The sequence below is a fragment of the Agromyces albus genome (assembly GCF_030815405.1).
Taxonomy (GTDB): domain Bacteria; phylum Actinomycetota; class Actinomycetes; order Actinomycetales; family Microbacteriaceae; genus Agromyces; species Agromyces albus_A.
Map to the genome: position 1 here is coordinate 2,617,262 of NZ_JAUSWX010000001.1, position 14,733 is coordinate 2,631,994.

Sequence of the window (14,733 nt, forward strand, 5' to 3'; positions counted from 1 at the left end):
CGCGCGCGCGGGGTTGACACGACGTCAGCGGTGCGGCGGCCGTGCCCCTGCGATGCCGTTCTCGAACGCCCAGATCACGACGTGCACCCGGTCGGGCAGCTCGAGCTTCGCGAGGATGGCCGCGACGTGGGTCTTCACGGTGTTGCCCGTCATGAAGAGGCGGCGGGCGATCACCTCATTCGAGGCGCCCGTCACGAGCTCGCCGAGCACCTCACGTTCACGCGAGGTGAATCGGGCGAGCAGCGCCTCGGGATCGGCTGCGCCCGGCGCCCGGGCGACGAAGTCGACGAGGGTCGCCGTCGCCCTCGGCGCGAGCACGGCATCGCCGGCGTGCACGGCGCTGATCGCCGCGGCGAGCTCATCGCTCGAGACGTCCTTCGTCAGGAATCCGCTCGCCCCGGCGTGGATCGCCGCGAACACGTACTCGTCGAGGTCGTACGTCGTGAGCACGAGCACTCGCGTGTGCGGATGATCGCGCCGGAGCAGCTCGGTCGTCGTGATGCCGTCGAGGCGAGGCATCCGGATGTCCATCAGGACCACGTCGATGCGATGGGCTCTGGCCTGTTCGAGCAGCGTCGCCCCGTCGGGCGCCTCGGCCACGAGCTCGAGGCCGTCGTGCACTTCGATCATGGCGGCGAGCGCGGAGCGGATGAGCTCCTGGTCGTCGGCGATCGCGACGCGGATGCGACCCGGCGCTGCGGGGTCAGCCACGGTGCTCCTCGAGGTTGAGCGGAAGACTCGCTCGCGTCTGCCATCCACGGTCGGCACGAGGGCCGCTCTCGAACCGTCCACCGGCCTGCTCGACGCGATCGCCCATGCCCCGGATGCCGCGGCCGACCTGCCCCGGGCGGTGCGGGCCGGCCGTCGCCCCTGCCCCGCCGTCATCGGTCACTGTGACGATGAGCTCGTGGTCGACCCACGCGAGCTGCACGTCGCTCCGGGTCGGCGGATCGGTGTGCTTCAGCGTGTTCGTGAGCGACTCCTGCACGACCCGGTACGCGGTGAGGGCGACGCCTGGGCTCGTCGCGCAGGGCGGGCCCGACTGCGTGAGCGAGATCAGGCGCTCGGGGCCCGAGGCGAGCTCGACGAGCCCGGCGACGTCGTCGAGCCCCGGGCTTGGAGCCAGGGGTGGCGTCTCGTTCTCGTTCGTGTCGCCGGGCGGCTCGGCGAGCACGCCCAGGAGTCCCCTCATGTCGGCCATGGCGGCACGGCCGGTCGCCACGACCTGCTCGACCGCGGTGCGCGAGCGGGCGTCATCCCGGCCGTGCAGCACGCGGGCGGCCTCGGCCTGCGCCACCATCACGGCGAGCGAGTGCGAGATGACATCGTGGAGCTCCCGCCCGATGCGGCGCCGCTCGTCGGCGACGGCCACGCGCTCGGCCTGCAGTTGGAGCTCGGCGGCCTGCTGACGCCCGAGTGCCTGCGCGGCGAGCTTGCGGCGAGACTCCCGGAGGTAGCGTCCGAGGGCCCACGCCGCGCCGATCGATGCGACGAGGAACCCGCCGAGTGCGATCAGCAGTCCGACTTCGGCCGCCGGCTCCCATGCCACCGCGACGCTGGTGATCAACCCCGCGCCGATGACCCCGACGACGAGGGCCGCGACATCCGCGACGCGATCGTCGCTCATGGCCGCCGTGAACACGAACATCAGGTAGGCGAGACTGCTCGGCAGCAGCACCACGATCGTGGGCGCGCCGGGCAGGCTCATGATCGTGAGCACGAGCATGACGGCGGATGCCGCTGCGAGGGCGACGCGCGGCGCGCGCCGCCGGAACACGACCCCGACGTGCAGCACTGCGAGCAGCGTGAGCGTCACGGCGAGCCACGCCGCGTCGTGCGGAACCCGCGCGGCACCGAAGATCTCCACGAGCGTGACGGGCAGCGCCGCGGCCGCGGCCGCCGCCGCCCAGACCCAATCGGCGGGCGTCGGCGGGCGCGGCTCCTCTGCGCGATGACCGGCGGGCATCGGCTGCTGGGTGCGTGAAGCGGTGACCATTCCACGACCACGCTAGTCGGCGGCGCCGCTCATGGTCTCACCCGTTCGGGTGAGGTGGCGGGGCGGGGGTCACGGCACGCTGACGTGACCGGCCACGACGATTGGATCCGACATGACGTTCGCAGAACTTCCCTCGCTGCCACGCGAAGCAGAGCACGGACGAGGCGCCGCCGTGGAGCTGCGCTCCCGCCGGAAGCCGGCGTACATCGCCCTCGTGGCCTCGGCGGCGCTCGCCGGCCTCGGGCTCACCTGGCTCCTCGCGCCGTGGCTGAACCCGTTCGGGGGCACTCGGATGTCGAGCATCGTGAGCACCGTCCTCGGCCCCGAAGCCGTCGCCGTGACGGCGATCGTGACCGGTGCCGCCGGCGTGGTGCTCGCGGCGATGGTCGCGTGGCACGGCCCCGGCACGCGTCGGGTCGCTCCGCTCGGCGTCATCGCGGCCGCCCTCTCGTGCGTCTCCGGCACGGCGCACGGCAGCATGGCGATCATCGCCTACGCGGGCTACCTGTTCGGCTTCCTCGCCGTCGTCGCGGGCATCGTCACGATCGGCGTGACCCTCGTTCGCGCGCCTCGACTCGGCCTGGCGCTGCTCGCGGGCTTCGGCGTGCTGCTCGCGGCATCCGTCTGGCTCGGAGGCCTGACCCTAGGGGGCGTCGCCGAGTTCGCGACCGCGTTCGGCGGCGCGCTGGCCGCCGACCTGCCGAACCTCGTCGTCATCGTCGTCGCCGTCGCCGCGACCCTCGCCTGGACGGCGCTCGCCATCATCGTCTTCCGGGCGAGCCGCAGCGGACACTCGTTCGGGGCGTGGCTCATGCGCCACCGCCGCGCACTCACGATCCTCGCGGCGCTCGGCCCCGTGCCGTACGCCGTCGCCCGGCTGAGCTGGCTCACGCCGTGGCCGCTGTTCGGCCCGGCCGCGGACGAACTCTCACCCGCCATGCTCGCCACGGGCCTCATGCTCGGCGCCGGCGCGATCGCCGCGAGCATCCTCACCCTCGGCTTGATCCTGCCGTGGGGCGTCGAGTTCCCGCAGTGGATGCCGCGCATCGGCGGCCGCCCCGTTCCCGTCTCGGCCGCGACCGTTCCGGGCTTCATCGCGGCAGGGGCGCTCTGCATCTCGGCCGCGCCGATGTTCGTGACCCTCGTCGGCAGCACCGACGCGCCGGTCGACGCGCTGGCGATGAACCTCGTGCTGCCGTTCTGGTTCTGGGGCCCGATGCTGGCGCTCGCGGTGTGGGCGTACGCCGCCTGGCGCGGACGCGATGGGTCGGCCGCTGCGGGGCCTGCCGGCGAGTAGCGCGGCGGCGTGATGGTCGGGCGACCACGGCACCGCCCGACGGGCGTTCGAGCTACTCGGTCTGGCCGGCGAGCTCGAACCCGCCCGTCACAGCGGCCCCTCCCCAGGTGTCCCTCGAGCGCACCACCTCGTGCGTTCGGGGTTCACGCTAGACCTCGCATGCCCTTCCCACTAGGGGCGCAGTGATTTTGGCGCGGGATCGTCCGCGGACACCGAGATCCGGCGTACACCCCCGGGCTGCCGCAACGGATGCCCCGTCGCCGCCTCAGCCGACGAGCGCGCGGAACCCCGACATGAGCGCGACCCGCTCGGCCGAAGTGCGCGCGAGCGGCGTGACGGTGAGGCTCGTGACGCCGGCTTCGGCGAATGCCGCGACGCGCTCTGCGACGTGGGATGCCGGGCCGATGAGCGAGACCGCGCGCACGAGCTCGTCGGGCACGGCCGCGATCGCCTCGTCTTTGCGACCGTCGAGGTAGAGGTCTTGGATCCGAGCCGCTTCGGCCTCGAAGCCGAAGCTCGCGATGAGGTCGTTGTAGAAGTTCTTGCCCCGTGCGCCCATACCCCCGACGTAGAGCGCGAGCTGCGGCTTCACGAGCGGCAACACGGCCTCGGGATGGTCGGTGATGGCCAGTGCCGGGCTCGCGACGATGTCGAGCGGGTCGAGCTCAGCCGAACGGCGGGCGCGGCCCGCGGCGAGCGCATCGCCCCACACCTGTGCTGCCCGCTCGGGGTGGAAGAACATCGGCAGCCAGCCGTCGGCGATCTCAGCGGTCTGCTCGACCGACTTCGGGCCGAGCGAGGCGACCGTGATCGGGATGCGCTCCCGCACGGGATGGTTGATGAGCTTCAGCGGCTTGCCGAGCCCGGTGCCCTCCCCAGCGGGGAGCGGAATCTGGTACCGCGTTCCCTCGTGCACCACGGGCTCGCGACGCCACACCATGCGGCAGATCTCGATGATCTCGCGCGTGCGGCCGAGCGGCGCGTCGTACCGGACGCCGTGGAAGCCCTCGATCACCTGCGGTCCCGACGCGCCGATGCCGAGCTCGAAGCGCCCGTTCGACACGTAGTCGAGACCGGCGGCCGTCATCGCCGTCAGGGTGGGTGTGCGGGTGTAGATCTGGAAGATGCCCGACGCGAGCGTGATCGTCGAGGTGCGCGCCGCGAGGAATCCGAGCTGGCTCACCGCGTCGAACGAATACGCCTCGGGCACGGCGATCAGGTCGAGGCCGGCCCGCTCGAGCTCGGCCACCTCGTCGGCGACCTCGCGGAACCCGCCCGCGTAATTCAGGAACATGCCGACGCGCATCCACGGCTCCTCACGTTGATTGGCCCGGGCAGGTGCCGACGGACACGTCAGACCCTAATCCAGGCGGCGCCCTGCGCCATCGCGTTTGTGACCTCTCCACTATGCGCGGATGACGACCACGGCATCCATCGTGGGATGCGGACGACGGCGCCGGTCGCGAGCGCGCCTTCAGCAGTCTCGAAGACGGATGCCGCAGGCTGGTGTTCCGCGCGGGCGCGCGGCGCGACGAACGGAGACGTGATGGGCTGGAGCGTGGTGCTCGACGTGGTGCTCGTGCTGGTGTTCATCGGCGCGCTCGTGAACGGATACCGGTCCGGCATCCTCGGCACCGCCGCCGGGCTCGTCGGTCTCATCGCGGGTGGCATCGCCGCGTACTTCGTCATGCCGTGGATCACCGGCATCGTCCCGGTGCCCGAGTGGCGGGCGCCCGCGGCGATCATCGCGGCGCTCGTGCTGCTCTCGCTCGGGTCGTGGCTCGGCGCCGTGGTGGGCAGCGCCCTGCGGCACGGCGCGCGAGCGGTGAAGCTCGGAGTCCTCGACCGCGTGCTCGGCGCGATCGGCAACCTGCTCGTCACGGCCTTCGTCGTGGCGCTCGTCGGCTCGGGCGTCTCGGCGATGGGCGTTCCCGTGCTCTCGCCCGCGGTTGCGAGCTCGCGAGTCCTCCAGGTGCTCGACGACGTGACGCCGGCCCCTGCACGCACGCTCCTCGCCGAGCTCCGCACGGCCGCGCTCGGCGGCGCCATCCCGTGGCTCGTCGACGTGCTCGAGGCGCCCCGGGAGAGCCCCGAGTTGCCGACCGGCGTCATCGACGACGCGGAACTCGCCCGCGCGGCGGCATCCGTCGTTCGCATCACGGGCCCGGCCTTCGAGTGCGGGAGCAGCCTGTCGGGCAGCGGATTCGTCGTCGCCGAGAACCGGATCGTCACGAACGCCCACGTCGTGGCCGGCGTCACCGAGCCGATCGTCGAAGCACCCGGGCAACCGGCCGTCGAGGGGCGGGTCGTGGCATTCGACCCCGAGAACGACCTCGCGCTCATCGCGGTGGAAGGCCTCGCCACCCCGCCGCTCGCGATCGCCCAGCCCGCGGCCGGCGCTGACGTCGCCGTCGCGGGCTATCCCTTCGGCGGGCCGTTCGAGCTGCGACCCGCGCGCGTGATGTCGAGCGGGCCGGTCACCATCAACGAGGGCGGCAGCACCTCGACCCGCGACATCATGACGCTCGCCGCCGATGTCGACCACGGCAACTCGGGCGGTCCGGTGCTCACGCTCGACGGCGCCGTGGGCGGCGTCGTCTTCGCGAAGGCCGACTCAGTCGACAACGTCGGCTTCGCCATTCCGGTCACCACGCTCGCGCCGCTCGCGGCCGAGGCGCCATCGCTCAGCGCGCCGGTCGCATCAGGGTCGTGCGTGCCCGGTTAGCGACCGGCGGTCGCAGCACGACGACGCGTCGCGCGGCATCCGGCCCGGCTATTCGGCACTGAAGCCCTCGAAGCGGATGCCCCAGCTCAACTGCCATTCCTCGCCCGGGTCGAGCCAGCGCAGTCCACGGCCCGAGTTGAACGCCTCAGCGGGCGCCGTCATCGGCTCGACGGCGATCGCGATGTCGCCCTCTTCTCCCGGGAACTGCCGTGTCGTGAACACCTGCACGTAGTCGAACTCGTCGTCGGCCCAGATCGAGACGCTGCGACCGTCGGGCGCGGTGAGCGTGTGCAGCACCTGGCCGTCTTCGCTCGCGAGCTCGCCGAACGCGTCGTCGAGCGAGAGCTCGCCGACCGGGCGACCCTCGCGGAAATCCCACTCGGTGCCGTCGACCGGCACCTCGCCGGTGGGCAGCAGGCGCTCGTCGACCTCGATGTGGCTCGCGGCGTCGAGCCGCAGCGTGAGGTCGCGCGTCGGCACATCGCCGATCTTCACGTAGGGGTGGGTGCCGATCGCGACGGGCGCGGGCTCGGCGCCGAGGTTCTCGACGAAGTGCGTGACCCGCAGTCCGTCGGCCACGAGCTCGTAATGCACGGCCGTTCCGAGGAGGAACGGGTACCCGAGCTGCGGGTAGATCGTCGCCGAGAGGGTCACCGAGTCGCGTTCGCGGGCGATCGGCTTGTACTCGGTGTACCGCAGCAGGCCGTGGATGGCGTTGTTGCGCGCGGGCTCGGTGATCGCGAGCTGGTGCTCTTCGCCCTCGTGACTCCAGCGGCCGTCGCGGATGCGGTTCGGCCACGGTACGAGCACGATGCCGGCGCCCATGGGCGGGGACTGGTCTTCGGCGAACTCGGGCACGAGATCGATGCCGTTGATGCTGAGCGAGCGGATGCCGGCGGCGACGGCGGTGATGGTCGCACGCACCTCCCCGCTCGAGGTCGAGGTCTCGAGGGCGAACTGCTCGCCCGTGGGAAGGGTCATGGATCCACTCTAGGGTCTCGGGCGAGCACCGAGAGTCCGGCATCCTCGAGCTCGGCGACGAGTGCCACGGGTGCCCAGGCATCCGTCACGAGCGCGTCGAAGGCATCGATCGGCGCGACTCGGCCGAGATGCACCTCGCCGAGCTTCGAGCCGTCGGCCACGACGATCGAGCGGGCCGCGGAGCGGAGCATGAGTGCCTTGACCGCAGCTTCGGGCAGGTTCGCGTTCGTCACGCCGTGCACGGGGTCGACGCCGTTGCAGCCGATGAACGCGAGGTCGACGTGCACCTCGTCGAGCATGGAGCTCGCGAGCGGATGCACGAGCGAGTGCTGCTTCGGGCGCAGCGTGCCGCCCGTGACCACGACGGTGAATCGCGGGATCTCGTCTTCGAGCTCGAGGGCGATCGAGAGACCGTTCGTGAACACGGTGAGATCTTCGAGGTCGGTGCGAGCGCGCAGCGCCCTGGCGATCTGCAGCGTCGTCGTGCCGACGTCGAGGATGATGCTCTGCCCACTGCGCACGAGCGAGGCGGCGTACTCGCCGATCTGCCGCTTCGGCTCGACGGATGCCGCGAGCGCCTCTTCGAAGCTCGGCTCGCGTTCGGGGCGCTCCGCCTCGAGCTGCGACGACACGGGCACCGCGCCGCCGTGGACGCGGCGGATGCCGCCCTGCCGTTCGAGTGCATCGAGGTCGGCCCTCGCGGTGACGGGAGTCACGCCGAAGGCGTCGCTGAGCTCGGCGACACGCACGAACCCGCGCTCTGCGACGAGGGCGAGGGCGAGCTCGCGCCGGCGCGGCGCGTCGAGCGCGACCCGCACATCGGCGCGAATGCGGGCCTCGCCGACCCTGATTCGCGCGACGTCGACGTATTCGTCTCCAGCCATACCGGCATTCTCCGGCCTCGCTGGCCGCTTTGCAATACGAAACCCAGTTGTTTGCGAAACGAAAGGCGCGTATCATCGCGGCGTGGCCGACCCGAACGAGACCGCCGACGCGGCATCCGTCCCCATCACCGACCCTCGCATCGAGGTGCGTCGCAGCACCCTGGCCGACGGCCGCGAGCTCATCTACTTCGACGACGCCGACACGACGCTGCCGCCCGAACGCGGCATCGACGAGCGAGCGCTCGATCCTCGACCCGCCACCGCGCACATGCGGCAGGATCCGCTCACCGGCGAATGGATCTCGATCGCCGCCGCCCGGCAGAACCGGGTGTTCCTGCCCCCTGCCGATCTCGATCCGCTCGCGCCGCAGCGCGAGGGCAACCCTTCAGAGATCCCGAGCGCGTACGACGTGGCCGTGTTCGAGAACCGTTCGCCGTCGTTCGGGCCCGAGCTCGCGGCCGACGGCACGGATGCCGCGAGCGCCGCCGCCCTCGCCGAGCTCCGCAGCGTCGGGCTCGAACGCACTCGCACGTCGATCGGCCGGTGCGAGGTCGTGTGCTTCAGCCCAGAGCACGAGGGCTCCTTCGGCACCCTCACGGTCTCGCGCGCCCGCACGGTGATCGAGGCATGGGCCCAGCGCACGGCCGCGCTGTCGGCGCTGCCCGGCGTCGAGCAGGTCTTCCCGTTCGAGAATCGCGGGAAGGAGATCGGCGTGACGCTCGGGCACCCCCACGGCCAGATCTACGCCTACCCCTATGTGACGCCGCGCACCCAGCGACTCCTCGACTCGGTCGAGGCCTACGGGCCGACGCTCTTCGCCGACCTCCTCGAGCGGGAGCGGAACGGGCCGCGAGTGCTCATCACGGGCGAGCACTGGACGGCGTTCGTGCCGTTCGCGGCACGCTGGCCCATCGAGGTGCACCTGCTCCCCCACCGTCACGTGCCCGACTTCGCGGCGACGAGCCTCGCCGAGCGCGACGAGCTCGCCGAGCTCTACCTGCGGCTGTTGCGCGGTGTCGACGCGCTCTACGACACGCCCACGCCGTACATCGCGGCGTGGCACCAGGCGCCCGTGCACGAGCGACGCGACGACGTGCGGCTCATGCTGCAGCTCACGAGCCCTCGCCGCGCCGCCGACAAGTTGAAGTACCTCGCCGGCTCGGAGGCCGCGATGGGGGCATGGATCGGGGATGTCACTCCTGAGTCGCAAGCTGAGGCGCTGCGCGCCGCAATCGGAAGGGTCCAGGTATGAGCGAGGTCGCCGAGGCGATGCACGGATTCGCCGAGTGGTTCGGACGCCCACCCATCGGCACGTGGTCAGCACCCGGCCGCGTCAACCTGATCGGCGAGCACACCGATTACAACGACGGGTTCGTATTCCCGTTCGCGATCGACCGGCGCACGGCGGTGGCCCTCGGCGATCGTGACGACCGCGTCCTCCGCGTCGCCTCGAGCTTCGCCGCCGAGCCCGTCGAGATCCACCTCGACGAGCTCGCGCCCGAGGCGCTGAGCGGTTGGGCGGCGTATCCCCTCGGCGTCGCCTGGGCCCTCGGCGAGTTCGGCGCCGACCTCGAGCACGTGCGCGGCGTAGACCTGTACCTGAGTTCTCGCGTGCCGGTCGGAGCTGGACTCTCCTCGTCGGCCGCGATCGAGTCTGCCGTCGCGCTCGCACTCGACGAGCACTGGGGTCTCGGGTTCGACCGGCCCACGCTCGCGAAGGTCGGCCAGCTCGCCGAGAATCGCGTCGTCGGCGCGCCGACGGGCATCATGGACCAGTCGGCGTCGCTCCTCGGCGAGGCCGACGCCGCCGTCTTCCTCGACTGCCGGAGCCTCGACGCCGACGTCATCCCGCTCGGGTTCGAGACCGACGGGCTCTCGCTCGTGGTCATCGACGTGCGCGTCGAGCACGCGCACGCCTCCGGCGGGTACGCGGCGCGGCGCGCCTCGTGCGAAGCCGGAGCGCGCGCGCTCGGGGCCGAGTCGCTGCGCGATGTCCATCCCGACGATCTCGCTCGCGCCGAGGTGCTGCTCGACGACGAGACGTTCCGCCGTGTTCGCCACGTCGTCACCGAGAACCAGCGTGTGCTCGACACCGTGCGCACCCTTCGGGAAGACGGCCCTGGCGCGATCGGGCCGTTGCTCGACGCCTCGCACGTCTCGATGCGCGACGACTTCGAGATCTCGGTGCCCGAGCTCGATCTCGCGGTCGAGACCGCGCAGGCACACGGCGCGATCGGCGCGCGCATGACGGGCGGCGGCTTCGGCGGCTCCGCGATCGCGCTCGTGATCGACGGGCTCGTGCCGGTCGTGACGCGTGAGGTGCTCGCCGCGTTCGCCGAGCGAGGCTATCGCGAGCCCGCCGTGTTCACCGTGCGCCCGAGCCAGGGTGCACGGCGCGACGCATAACGGCGGCGAGCAGTCAGGGGTCGCATCGGCACGCGCAGTCGTCGATGCAGCCGCGGCTCTCCCACTACCCATCGAGGCAGGTGCACTCGACTTCGAATAGGGCCACCGCCAGGTGTCGCGCGTGCCGGAGGCGTTCGGCGTTGTCGCGGAGTACGTCCTCGGGACCGGAATGACCTCGACCCCGTCTCGATCGAGGACGGCGATGCGCATCTCGGCGAGCGCCAAGATCTTTCCCAGCAGCAGAAGGTCGACCCGGCGTCGCGACGACTCGATGCGAGCCACCTGTGACTGGTCGAGGCCAAGCGCGACCCCGAGCTCCCGCTGGCTCAAATCGCATATCCGCCGCACGCGCATCACGATTCCAGGCACATCGATCTCGGCGGCATCGACGCGGTCGAGCCCCTGCCGTCTAACGCCGTGCTGCTCCCGCCGCATGCCGAGCTACCCTATGCCATCGCGCAGGGGCGCGGCCATGCTACGCGGAGCGACGTCACGCGGATGCCTCGGGCGCCGGCTCGACGGGGCGCGGCGCGCCGCCCGTGATGCGCACGAGCTCGTCGAAGGTCGTGGGGAACACCGTCTTCGCGTGGCCCGCGGCCGCCCACACGACGGGATACTCGGCGAGCTGCACATCGACGATCGTGCGCACCGGTGCCGGGTGACCGAGCGGTGCGACGCCGCCGATCACCTGCCCGGTGGCGTTCTTCACGGTCTCCTTCGACGCCCGTCGGATGACGCCACCGAGCTCCTCGCCGAGCCACTCGGTGTCGACGCGGTGCGATCCCGAGGTGAGCACGAGGATCGGCTCTTCGTCGATCGTGAACACGAGCGAGTTCGCGATCTGGCCGACCTCGACACCGAGTGCGTCGGCCGCGAGCTGCGCCGTCGTCACGGCGTCGTCGAACCAGAAGATCTCAGGGCTGAGGCCGTGGCCGGCGAGAGCTTCGGCGACACGGTCGACGGCGGGGTGGGAGGACTGGGCCATGCACCGATCCTACGATCGGGCGGAGACCGTCGGCGCGAAGGAATCACCCGCTAGAAGGCCATCCCGCCGCCCGATACGTAGATCGGATCCTCGCCGATCCTGATCGTGACGCGCCGTCGGCGCCGTCGCCCACATGACGCGAAGGGCGCCGCCCGAGGCATCCGTGAACACGAGTGAATAGGCACCCTGCGGCACGGAGTCGCGACGATCGAAGACGCGATTCTGGAGCTGGCGCGTGAGCACCGCCATCGTCGTGAATGCGGGCTTCGGAGCGAGCACGCCCGACTGCGAGGAGGGATTGCGCACGAGCCCGAAGTTGGCCTCGGGGTTCTGCGGGTCGTTCCAGTCGTCGAGCAGGTCGTACACCATGTAGGCGTCGACGCCTGGGGCTCGTGGACCGAAGGCGACGCCGGGCGCGCGGATGCGGATTCGCTCGCGACGAGAGCCAACGCGCCTCCGCCCGTGAGGAGCGCGACAACCGCGGCGACGGCCACGACGATGCGCTGATCGGAGCGCCGCGCTCCCGCCGCAGCACCTGGGATGCCCCGATGCGTTCGCGCTCGATTCGCCCCCATGCACTATCGTGCGAGCGTGACCCAGCCTTCCCTCGCCCGCCGCCTCGGACTCCGCGACGCCGTCGTGATCGGCCTCGCTGCGATGATCGGCGCCGGCGTCTTCGCCGCCTTCGCCCCTGCCGCGCACGCCGCCGGTGAAGGGCTTCTCGTCGGCCTCGCGATCGCCGCTTTCGTGGCGTTCGCGAATGCGAGCTCGACCGCCCAACTCGCGGCACGCTACCCCGAGTCGGGCGGCGCCTACCGCTACGGTCGCGAGCGGCTCGGCGAGTGGCCGGGATTCTTCGCGGGGTGGAGCTTCGTCATCGGCAAGACGGCGAGCTGCGCGGCCATGGCGATCACGTTCGCCGCGTACCTCGCTCCCCCAGGCTGGGAGCGGCCGCTCGCGGCGGCCGCGGTCATCGTGCTCGCGGCCGTCAACCTTCGCGGCATCACCCGCACGGCGCGCGTTGCCACGGTCATCGTGATCGGCGTGCTCGCCGTGCTCGTGCTCGTCGTCGTCGCCGGATCGACCTCCATGTTCCAAGGCGGCGCGCCGTTCGGCGCGGGTGATCTGCTCGCCGAGGGATGGCTCGGCATCCTGCAGTCCGCGGGGCTGCTGTTCTTCGCGTTCGCCGGCTACGCGCGCATCGCGACGCTCGGCGAGGAGGTGCGCGAACCGGCTCGCACGATCCCCCGTGCGATCGCGATCTCGCTCGGGATCACGGTCGTCGTGTACGCCGCGATCGGCACGGTCGCACTCGCCTCGCTCGGCGCCGACGGGCTCGCGGCATCCGGCGCCCCGCTCGTCGACGTCGTCGAGGCCAACGGCTGGAACTGGGCCGAGCCGCTCGTGCGCCTCGGCGCCGCGGCGGCGGCCCTCGGCGCGCTGCTCGCCCTCATCGCGGGCGTCGGTCGCACGAGTCTCGCGATGGCGCGCGACGGCGAGCTGCCACGCGCGCTCGCGGCGGTGCATCCGCGGTTCCGGGTCCCCTATATCGCCGAGATCGCGGTGGCCGTCGTCATCGTCGTCGTCGTGCTCGCGGTCGACCTGCGCGGCGCGATCGGCTTCTCGTCGTTCGGCGTGCTGCTCTACTACTTCATCGCCAACGCCGCGGCGATCACCCAGCCGCGCGCCGACCGCCGGGTGCCGCGCGCACTCTCGGTGGCGGGGGCCATCGGATGCCTCGTGCTCGTCGTCACCCTGCCGCTCGTGTCGATCGTCGCGGGTCTCGCTGTGCTCGCCGTCGGCGTGACGTATCGGCTCGTCTCGCGGGCCGTCCGCTCGCGACGCGGGGCCGAACCGAGCGGCCCCGTAGGCTGACGGGATGAGCGCCGACCCGTCTGCCCGCATCCTCACCCTCGCGGGCATCCAGGCCCCTGTCGTCGACGAGACCGCGTTCGTCGCGGCGGGCGCGGTCATCGTGGGCGATGTGCGCCTCGCCGCCGGGTCGAGCGTCTGGTACAACGCAGTGCTCCGCGCCGAAGCCGAGCGGATCACCCTCGGCGAGGACTCGAACCTGCAAGACGCCGTCGTCTGCCACGTCGACGCGGGATACCCGCTCACCGTCGGCCGTCGCGTCTCGGTCGGGCACGGCGCGGTGCTGCACGGCTGCACCGTCGAAGACGACTGCCTCATCGGCATGAGCGCAACGGTGCTGAACGGGGCCGTCATCGGCGCCGGCTCGCTCGTCGCGGCCGGCGCCGTGGTGCTCGAGGGAACGGTCGTGCCGCCCGGTTCGCTCGTGGCCGGTGTGCCCGCGAAGGTGCGGCGCGAGCTGAGCGACGACGAGCGGGCGGGTATTCGCCGGAACGCCGCCTCCTACCTGCGCCACGTCGACGAGCACACCGCTCCCGTCGACTGACGGCGGCTCGAGCCGCTCCCGGCCGAGCAGGCCCGGTCGCGGGCACCGTCGACTGGGCTCAGCTCAGGCCGATTCGGTGAGCGGCCGGCGGATTCGACGCACCCGGCGCAGAACCCATCGCGAGGGAATGGCCACGGCCATCGCGACGAAGCCGGCGAGCGAGCGGTCGTGGCCGCCCAGCATCCGCTTGCGCTCGAAGGCCCTGCGGAGCGCCCCGCCCTGCAGGTTGTGCCGGCGCGCACGGAGCGGAAGCTGCCCGTCGTCTCGCGCGGCGACGAGGTCGTCGAGCCGATCGGTCCAGTCGTCGTGCTCACCGTCGTGGAAGTAGTTGTCGGCGAGCCAGTCGGGGTCGGGATGCCGTCCGGCACCCGCGATGACGGCGTCGGCGCCGGCGAACAGGCCGCTTCCCTCGAAGACCGTGTTGATGAGCTTCGGTTCCACGCCGAACTCGTCGATGAGGAGCGCCGGCACGCCCGCCGCCACCGCCTCGAGGACCGCCGTCGAGCTCACGGTGACGAGTACGGCGGCCCGTTCGAGGTGCTCGTGCATCGGACCGTCGAGCACCAGGAGGTTCGGTGGGAGGGTGCCGCCGAGCTCATCGCGCACGGCCGGGTCGGCGAGGAGCTCGGCGAAGTCGAAGGTCTCGGCGTGCGTCTGCGCCTCGCCCGCCCGAGCCCGAACCTTCACGATGACGCGGCGCGCCGGGCGACGTCGCGCCGCGGCTGCAAGCCAGCCGAGGAGCTGCACGCGCTCTTCGCGGGTCGCGGGCACCTTCGCCTGGGCCGCGAAGACGAGGTCGGTGCGTTCCTGTGCGCTCGTGCCGCTCGAGTAGACGGTGTCGCTCGACTCCGCAGTGCCGTTCGAGTCGCTCCCCCCGCCGGCCGCCGTCATCACTGACGTGCGTGTCCTGAGGAACGGGAGCGTCGCGAGCCCGAGGGCGACCGGCACCTCGAGCTCCGTGGCATTGCCCGTGAATTCGCGAACCTCGCGCCGGCTGTGCAGCACGATGAGGTCGACCTGCTCGCGGTACACGATCGCCTTCG

14 protein-coding genes and 1 pseudogene are annotated in these 14,733 nt (G+C 71.7%); 6 read left to right on the top strand and 9 right to left on the bottom strand.

The genetic code is table 11. From position 1 onward, the window contains the following. Window positions 1-24: 24 nt before the first annotated feature. Entirely contained in the window at window positions 25-711 is a 687-nt protein-coding gene (locus tag QFZ29_RS12325; protein WP_306894378.1) for a response regulator transcription factor, read from the bottom strand. Continuing rightward, window positions 704-1,996 carry a sensor histidine kinase gene (locus QFZ29_RS12330; protein WP_306894379.1) on the bottom strand — a complete coding sequence of 431 codons (1,293 nt, stop codon included), beginning with the start codon at window positions 1,994-1,996 and terminating at the stop codon, window positions 704-706. Before QFZ29_RS12330 ends, QFZ29_RS12325 begins: the two co-directional genes overlap by 8 nt. A gap of 112 nt (window positions 1,997-2,108) precedes the next feature. On the opposite strand from QFZ29_RS12330, the gene QFZ29_RS12335 reads away from it, so the two are divergent. Then, entirely contained in the window at window positions 2,109-3,293 is a 1,185-nt protein-coding gene (locus QFZ29_RS12335) for a hypothetical protein (protein WP_306894380.1), read from the top strand. Window positions 3,294-3,558: 265 nt separating this feature from the next. Here QFZ29_RS12335 and QFZ29_RS12340 read toward each other — a convergent pair whose 3' ends face one another. Further along, the gene (locus tag QFZ29_RS12340) at window positions 3,559-4,599 is read right to left on the bottom strand and encodes an LLM class F420-dependent oxidoreductase (RefSeq protein ID WP_306894381.1); all 1,041 of its coding nucleotides are present in this window, start codon (window positions 4,597-4,599) and stop codon (window positions 3,559-3,561) included. A gap of 135 nt (window positions 4,600-4,734) precedes the next feature. Here QFZ29_RS12340 and QFZ29_RS12345 point away from each other — a divergent pair, with 135 nt between their 5' ends. Next, window positions 4,735-6,018, top strand: a complete 1,284-nt coding sequence (locus tag QFZ29_RS12345; protein WP_306894382.1) for a MarP family serine protease — start codon at window positions 4,735-4,737, stop codon at window positions 6,016-6,018. Between the two features lie 48 nt (window positions 6,019-6,066). Here the strand turns inward: QFZ29_RS12345 and QFZ29_RS12350 are convergent, their stop codons facing one another. Both QFZ29_RS12350 and QFZ29_RS12355 read right to left on the bottom strand, forming a co-directional pair. Beyond that, window positions 6,067-6,999, bottom strand: a complete 933-nt coding sequence (locus tag QFZ29_RS12350) for an aldose 1-epimerase family protein (protein ID WP_306894383.1) — start codon at window positions 6,997-6,999, stop codon at window positions 6,067-6,069. After that, entirely contained in the window at window positions 6,996-7,883 is an 888-nt protein-coding gene (locus QFZ29_RS12355; RefSeq protein WP_306894384.1) for a DeoR/GlpR family DNA-binding transcription regulator, read from the bottom strand. The genes QFZ29_RS12350 and QFZ29_RS12355 overlap by 4 nt, the downstream gene beginning before the upstream one ends. Before the next feature lie 124 nt (window positions 7,884-8,007). Between QFZ29_RS12355 and galT the strand changes: the two genes are divergently transcribed. Both galT and galK read left to right on the top strand, forming a co-directional pair. Continuing rightward, complete coding sequence (galT, locus tag QFZ29_RS12360) at window positions 8,008-9,135, top strand: galactose-1-phosphate uridylyltransferase (protein ID WP_306896707.1); 1,128 nt, start codon at window positions 8,008-8,010, stop codon at window positions 9,133-9,135. After that, window positions 9,132-10,289: a galactokinase gene (gene galK / locus QFZ29_RS12365; protein WP_306894385.1), complete on the top strand. Its 1,158-nt coding sequence runs from the start codon at window positions 9,132-9,134 to the stop codon at window positions 10,287-10,289. The genes galT and galK overlap by 4 nt, the downstream gene beginning before the upstream one ends. Before the next feature lie 234 nt (window positions 10,290-10,523). Here the strand turns inward: galK and QFZ29_RS20420 are convergent. From QFZ29_RS20420 to QFZ29_RS12375, 3 genes and pseudogenes are all read right to left on the bottom strand, one after another. After that, window positions 10,524-10,724 (bottom strand): annotated as a pseudogene (locus QFZ29_RS20420) (helix-turn-helix domain-containing protein); the annotation flags it as partial. Between the two features lie 55 nt (window positions 10,725-10,779). Then, window positions 10,780-11,274: a YbaK/EbsC family protein gene (locus QFZ29_RS12370; protein ID WP_306894386.1), complete on the bottom strand. Its 495-nt coding sequence runs from the start codon at window positions 11,272-11,274 to the stop codon at window positions 10,780-10,782. Between the two features lie 9 nt (window positions 11,275-11,283). Beyond that, on the bottom strand, window positions 11,284-11,643 hold the full coding sequence (locus QFZ29_RS12375) for a hypothetical protein (RefSeq protein WP_306894387.1): 360 nt from the start codon (window positions 11,641-11,643) through the stop codon (window positions 11,284-11,286). Window positions 11,644-11,847: 204 nt separating this feature from the next. Here QFZ29_RS12375 and QFZ29_RS12380 point away from each other — a divergent pair, with 204 nt between their 5' ends. Together QFZ29_RS12380 and QFZ29_RS12385 are read left to right on the top strand one after the other, a co-directional pair. Continuing rightward, window positions 11,848-13,149 (top strand): APC family permease, encoded by a 1,302-nt coding sequence (locus tag QFZ29_RS12380; RefSeq protein ID WP_306894388.1) that lies wholly within the window; start codon window positions 11,848-11,850, stop codon window positions 13,147-13,149. A 4-nt stretch (window positions 13,150-13,153) separates the two neighbouring features. Beyond that, on the top strand, window positions 13,154-13,690 hold the full coding sequence (locus QFZ29_RS12385; protein ID WP_306894389.1) for a gamma carbonic anhydrase family protein: 537 nt from the start codon (window positions 13,154-13,156) through the stop codon (window positions 13,688-13,690). A 63-nt stretch (window positions 13,691-13,753) separates the two neighbouring features. Here the strand turns inward: QFZ29_RS12385 and QFZ29_RS12390 are convergent, their stop codons facing one another. Beyond that, a complete protein-coding gene (locus QFZ29_RS12390; RefSeq protein ID WP_373426209.1) occupies window positions 13,754-14,722 on the bottom strand; it encodes a DUF6716 putative glycosyltransferase in 969 nt (322 codons plus the stop codon). Window positions 14,723-14,733 lie beyond the last annotated feature (11 nt).

Excerpts from the sequence above, each read along its gene's own strand:
- QFZ29_RS12380 (WP_306894388.1), top strand. The coding sequence starts at position 11,848 with ATGCACTATCGTGCGAGCGTGACCCAGCCTTCCCTCGCCCGCCGCCTC.
- QFZ29_RS12340 (WP_306894381.1), bottom strand. The coding sequence starts at position 4,599 with ATGCGCGTCGGCATGTTCCTGAATTACGCGGGCGGGTTCCGCGAGGTC.
- QFZ29_RS12335 (WP_306894380.1), top strand. The coding sequence starts at position 2,109 with ATGACGTTCGCAGAACTTCCCTCGCTGCCACGCGAAGCAGAGCACGGA.
- QFZ29_RS12345 (WP_306894382.1), top strand. The coding sequence starts at position 4,735 with ATGCGGACGACGGCGCCGGTCGCGAGCGCGCCTTCAGCAGTCTCGAAG.
- QFZ29_RS12350 (WP_306894383.1), bottom strand. The coding sequence starts at position 6,999 with ATGACCCTTCCCACGGGCGAGCAGTTCGCCCTCGAGACCTCGACCTCG.
- QFZ29_RS12375 (WP_306894387.1), bottom strand. The coding sequence starts at position 11,643 with ATGGTGTACGACCTGCTCGACGACTGGAACGACCCGCAGAACCCCGAG.
- galK (WP_306894385.1), top strand. The coding sequence starts at position 9,132 with ATGAGCGAGGTCGCCGAGGCGATGCACGGATTCGCCGAGTGGTTCGGA.
- QFZ29_RS12370 (WP_306894386.1), bottom strand. The coding sequence starts at position 11,274 with ATGGCCCAGTCCTCCCACCCCGCCGTCGACCGTGTCGCCGAAGCTCTC.
- QFZ29_RS12385 (WP_306894389.1), top strand. The coding sequence starts at position 13,154 with ATGAGCGCCGACCCGTCTGCCCGCATCCTCACCCTCGCGGGCATCCAG.
- QFZ29_RS12330 (WP_306894379.1), bottom strand. The coding sequence starts at position 1,996 with ATGGTCACCGCTTCACGCACCCAGCAGCCGATGCCCGCCGGTCATCGC.
- QFZ29_RS12355 (WP_306894384.1), bottom strand. The coding sequence starts at position 7,883 with ATGGCTGGAGACGAATACGTCGACGTCGCGCGAATCAGGGTCGGCGAG.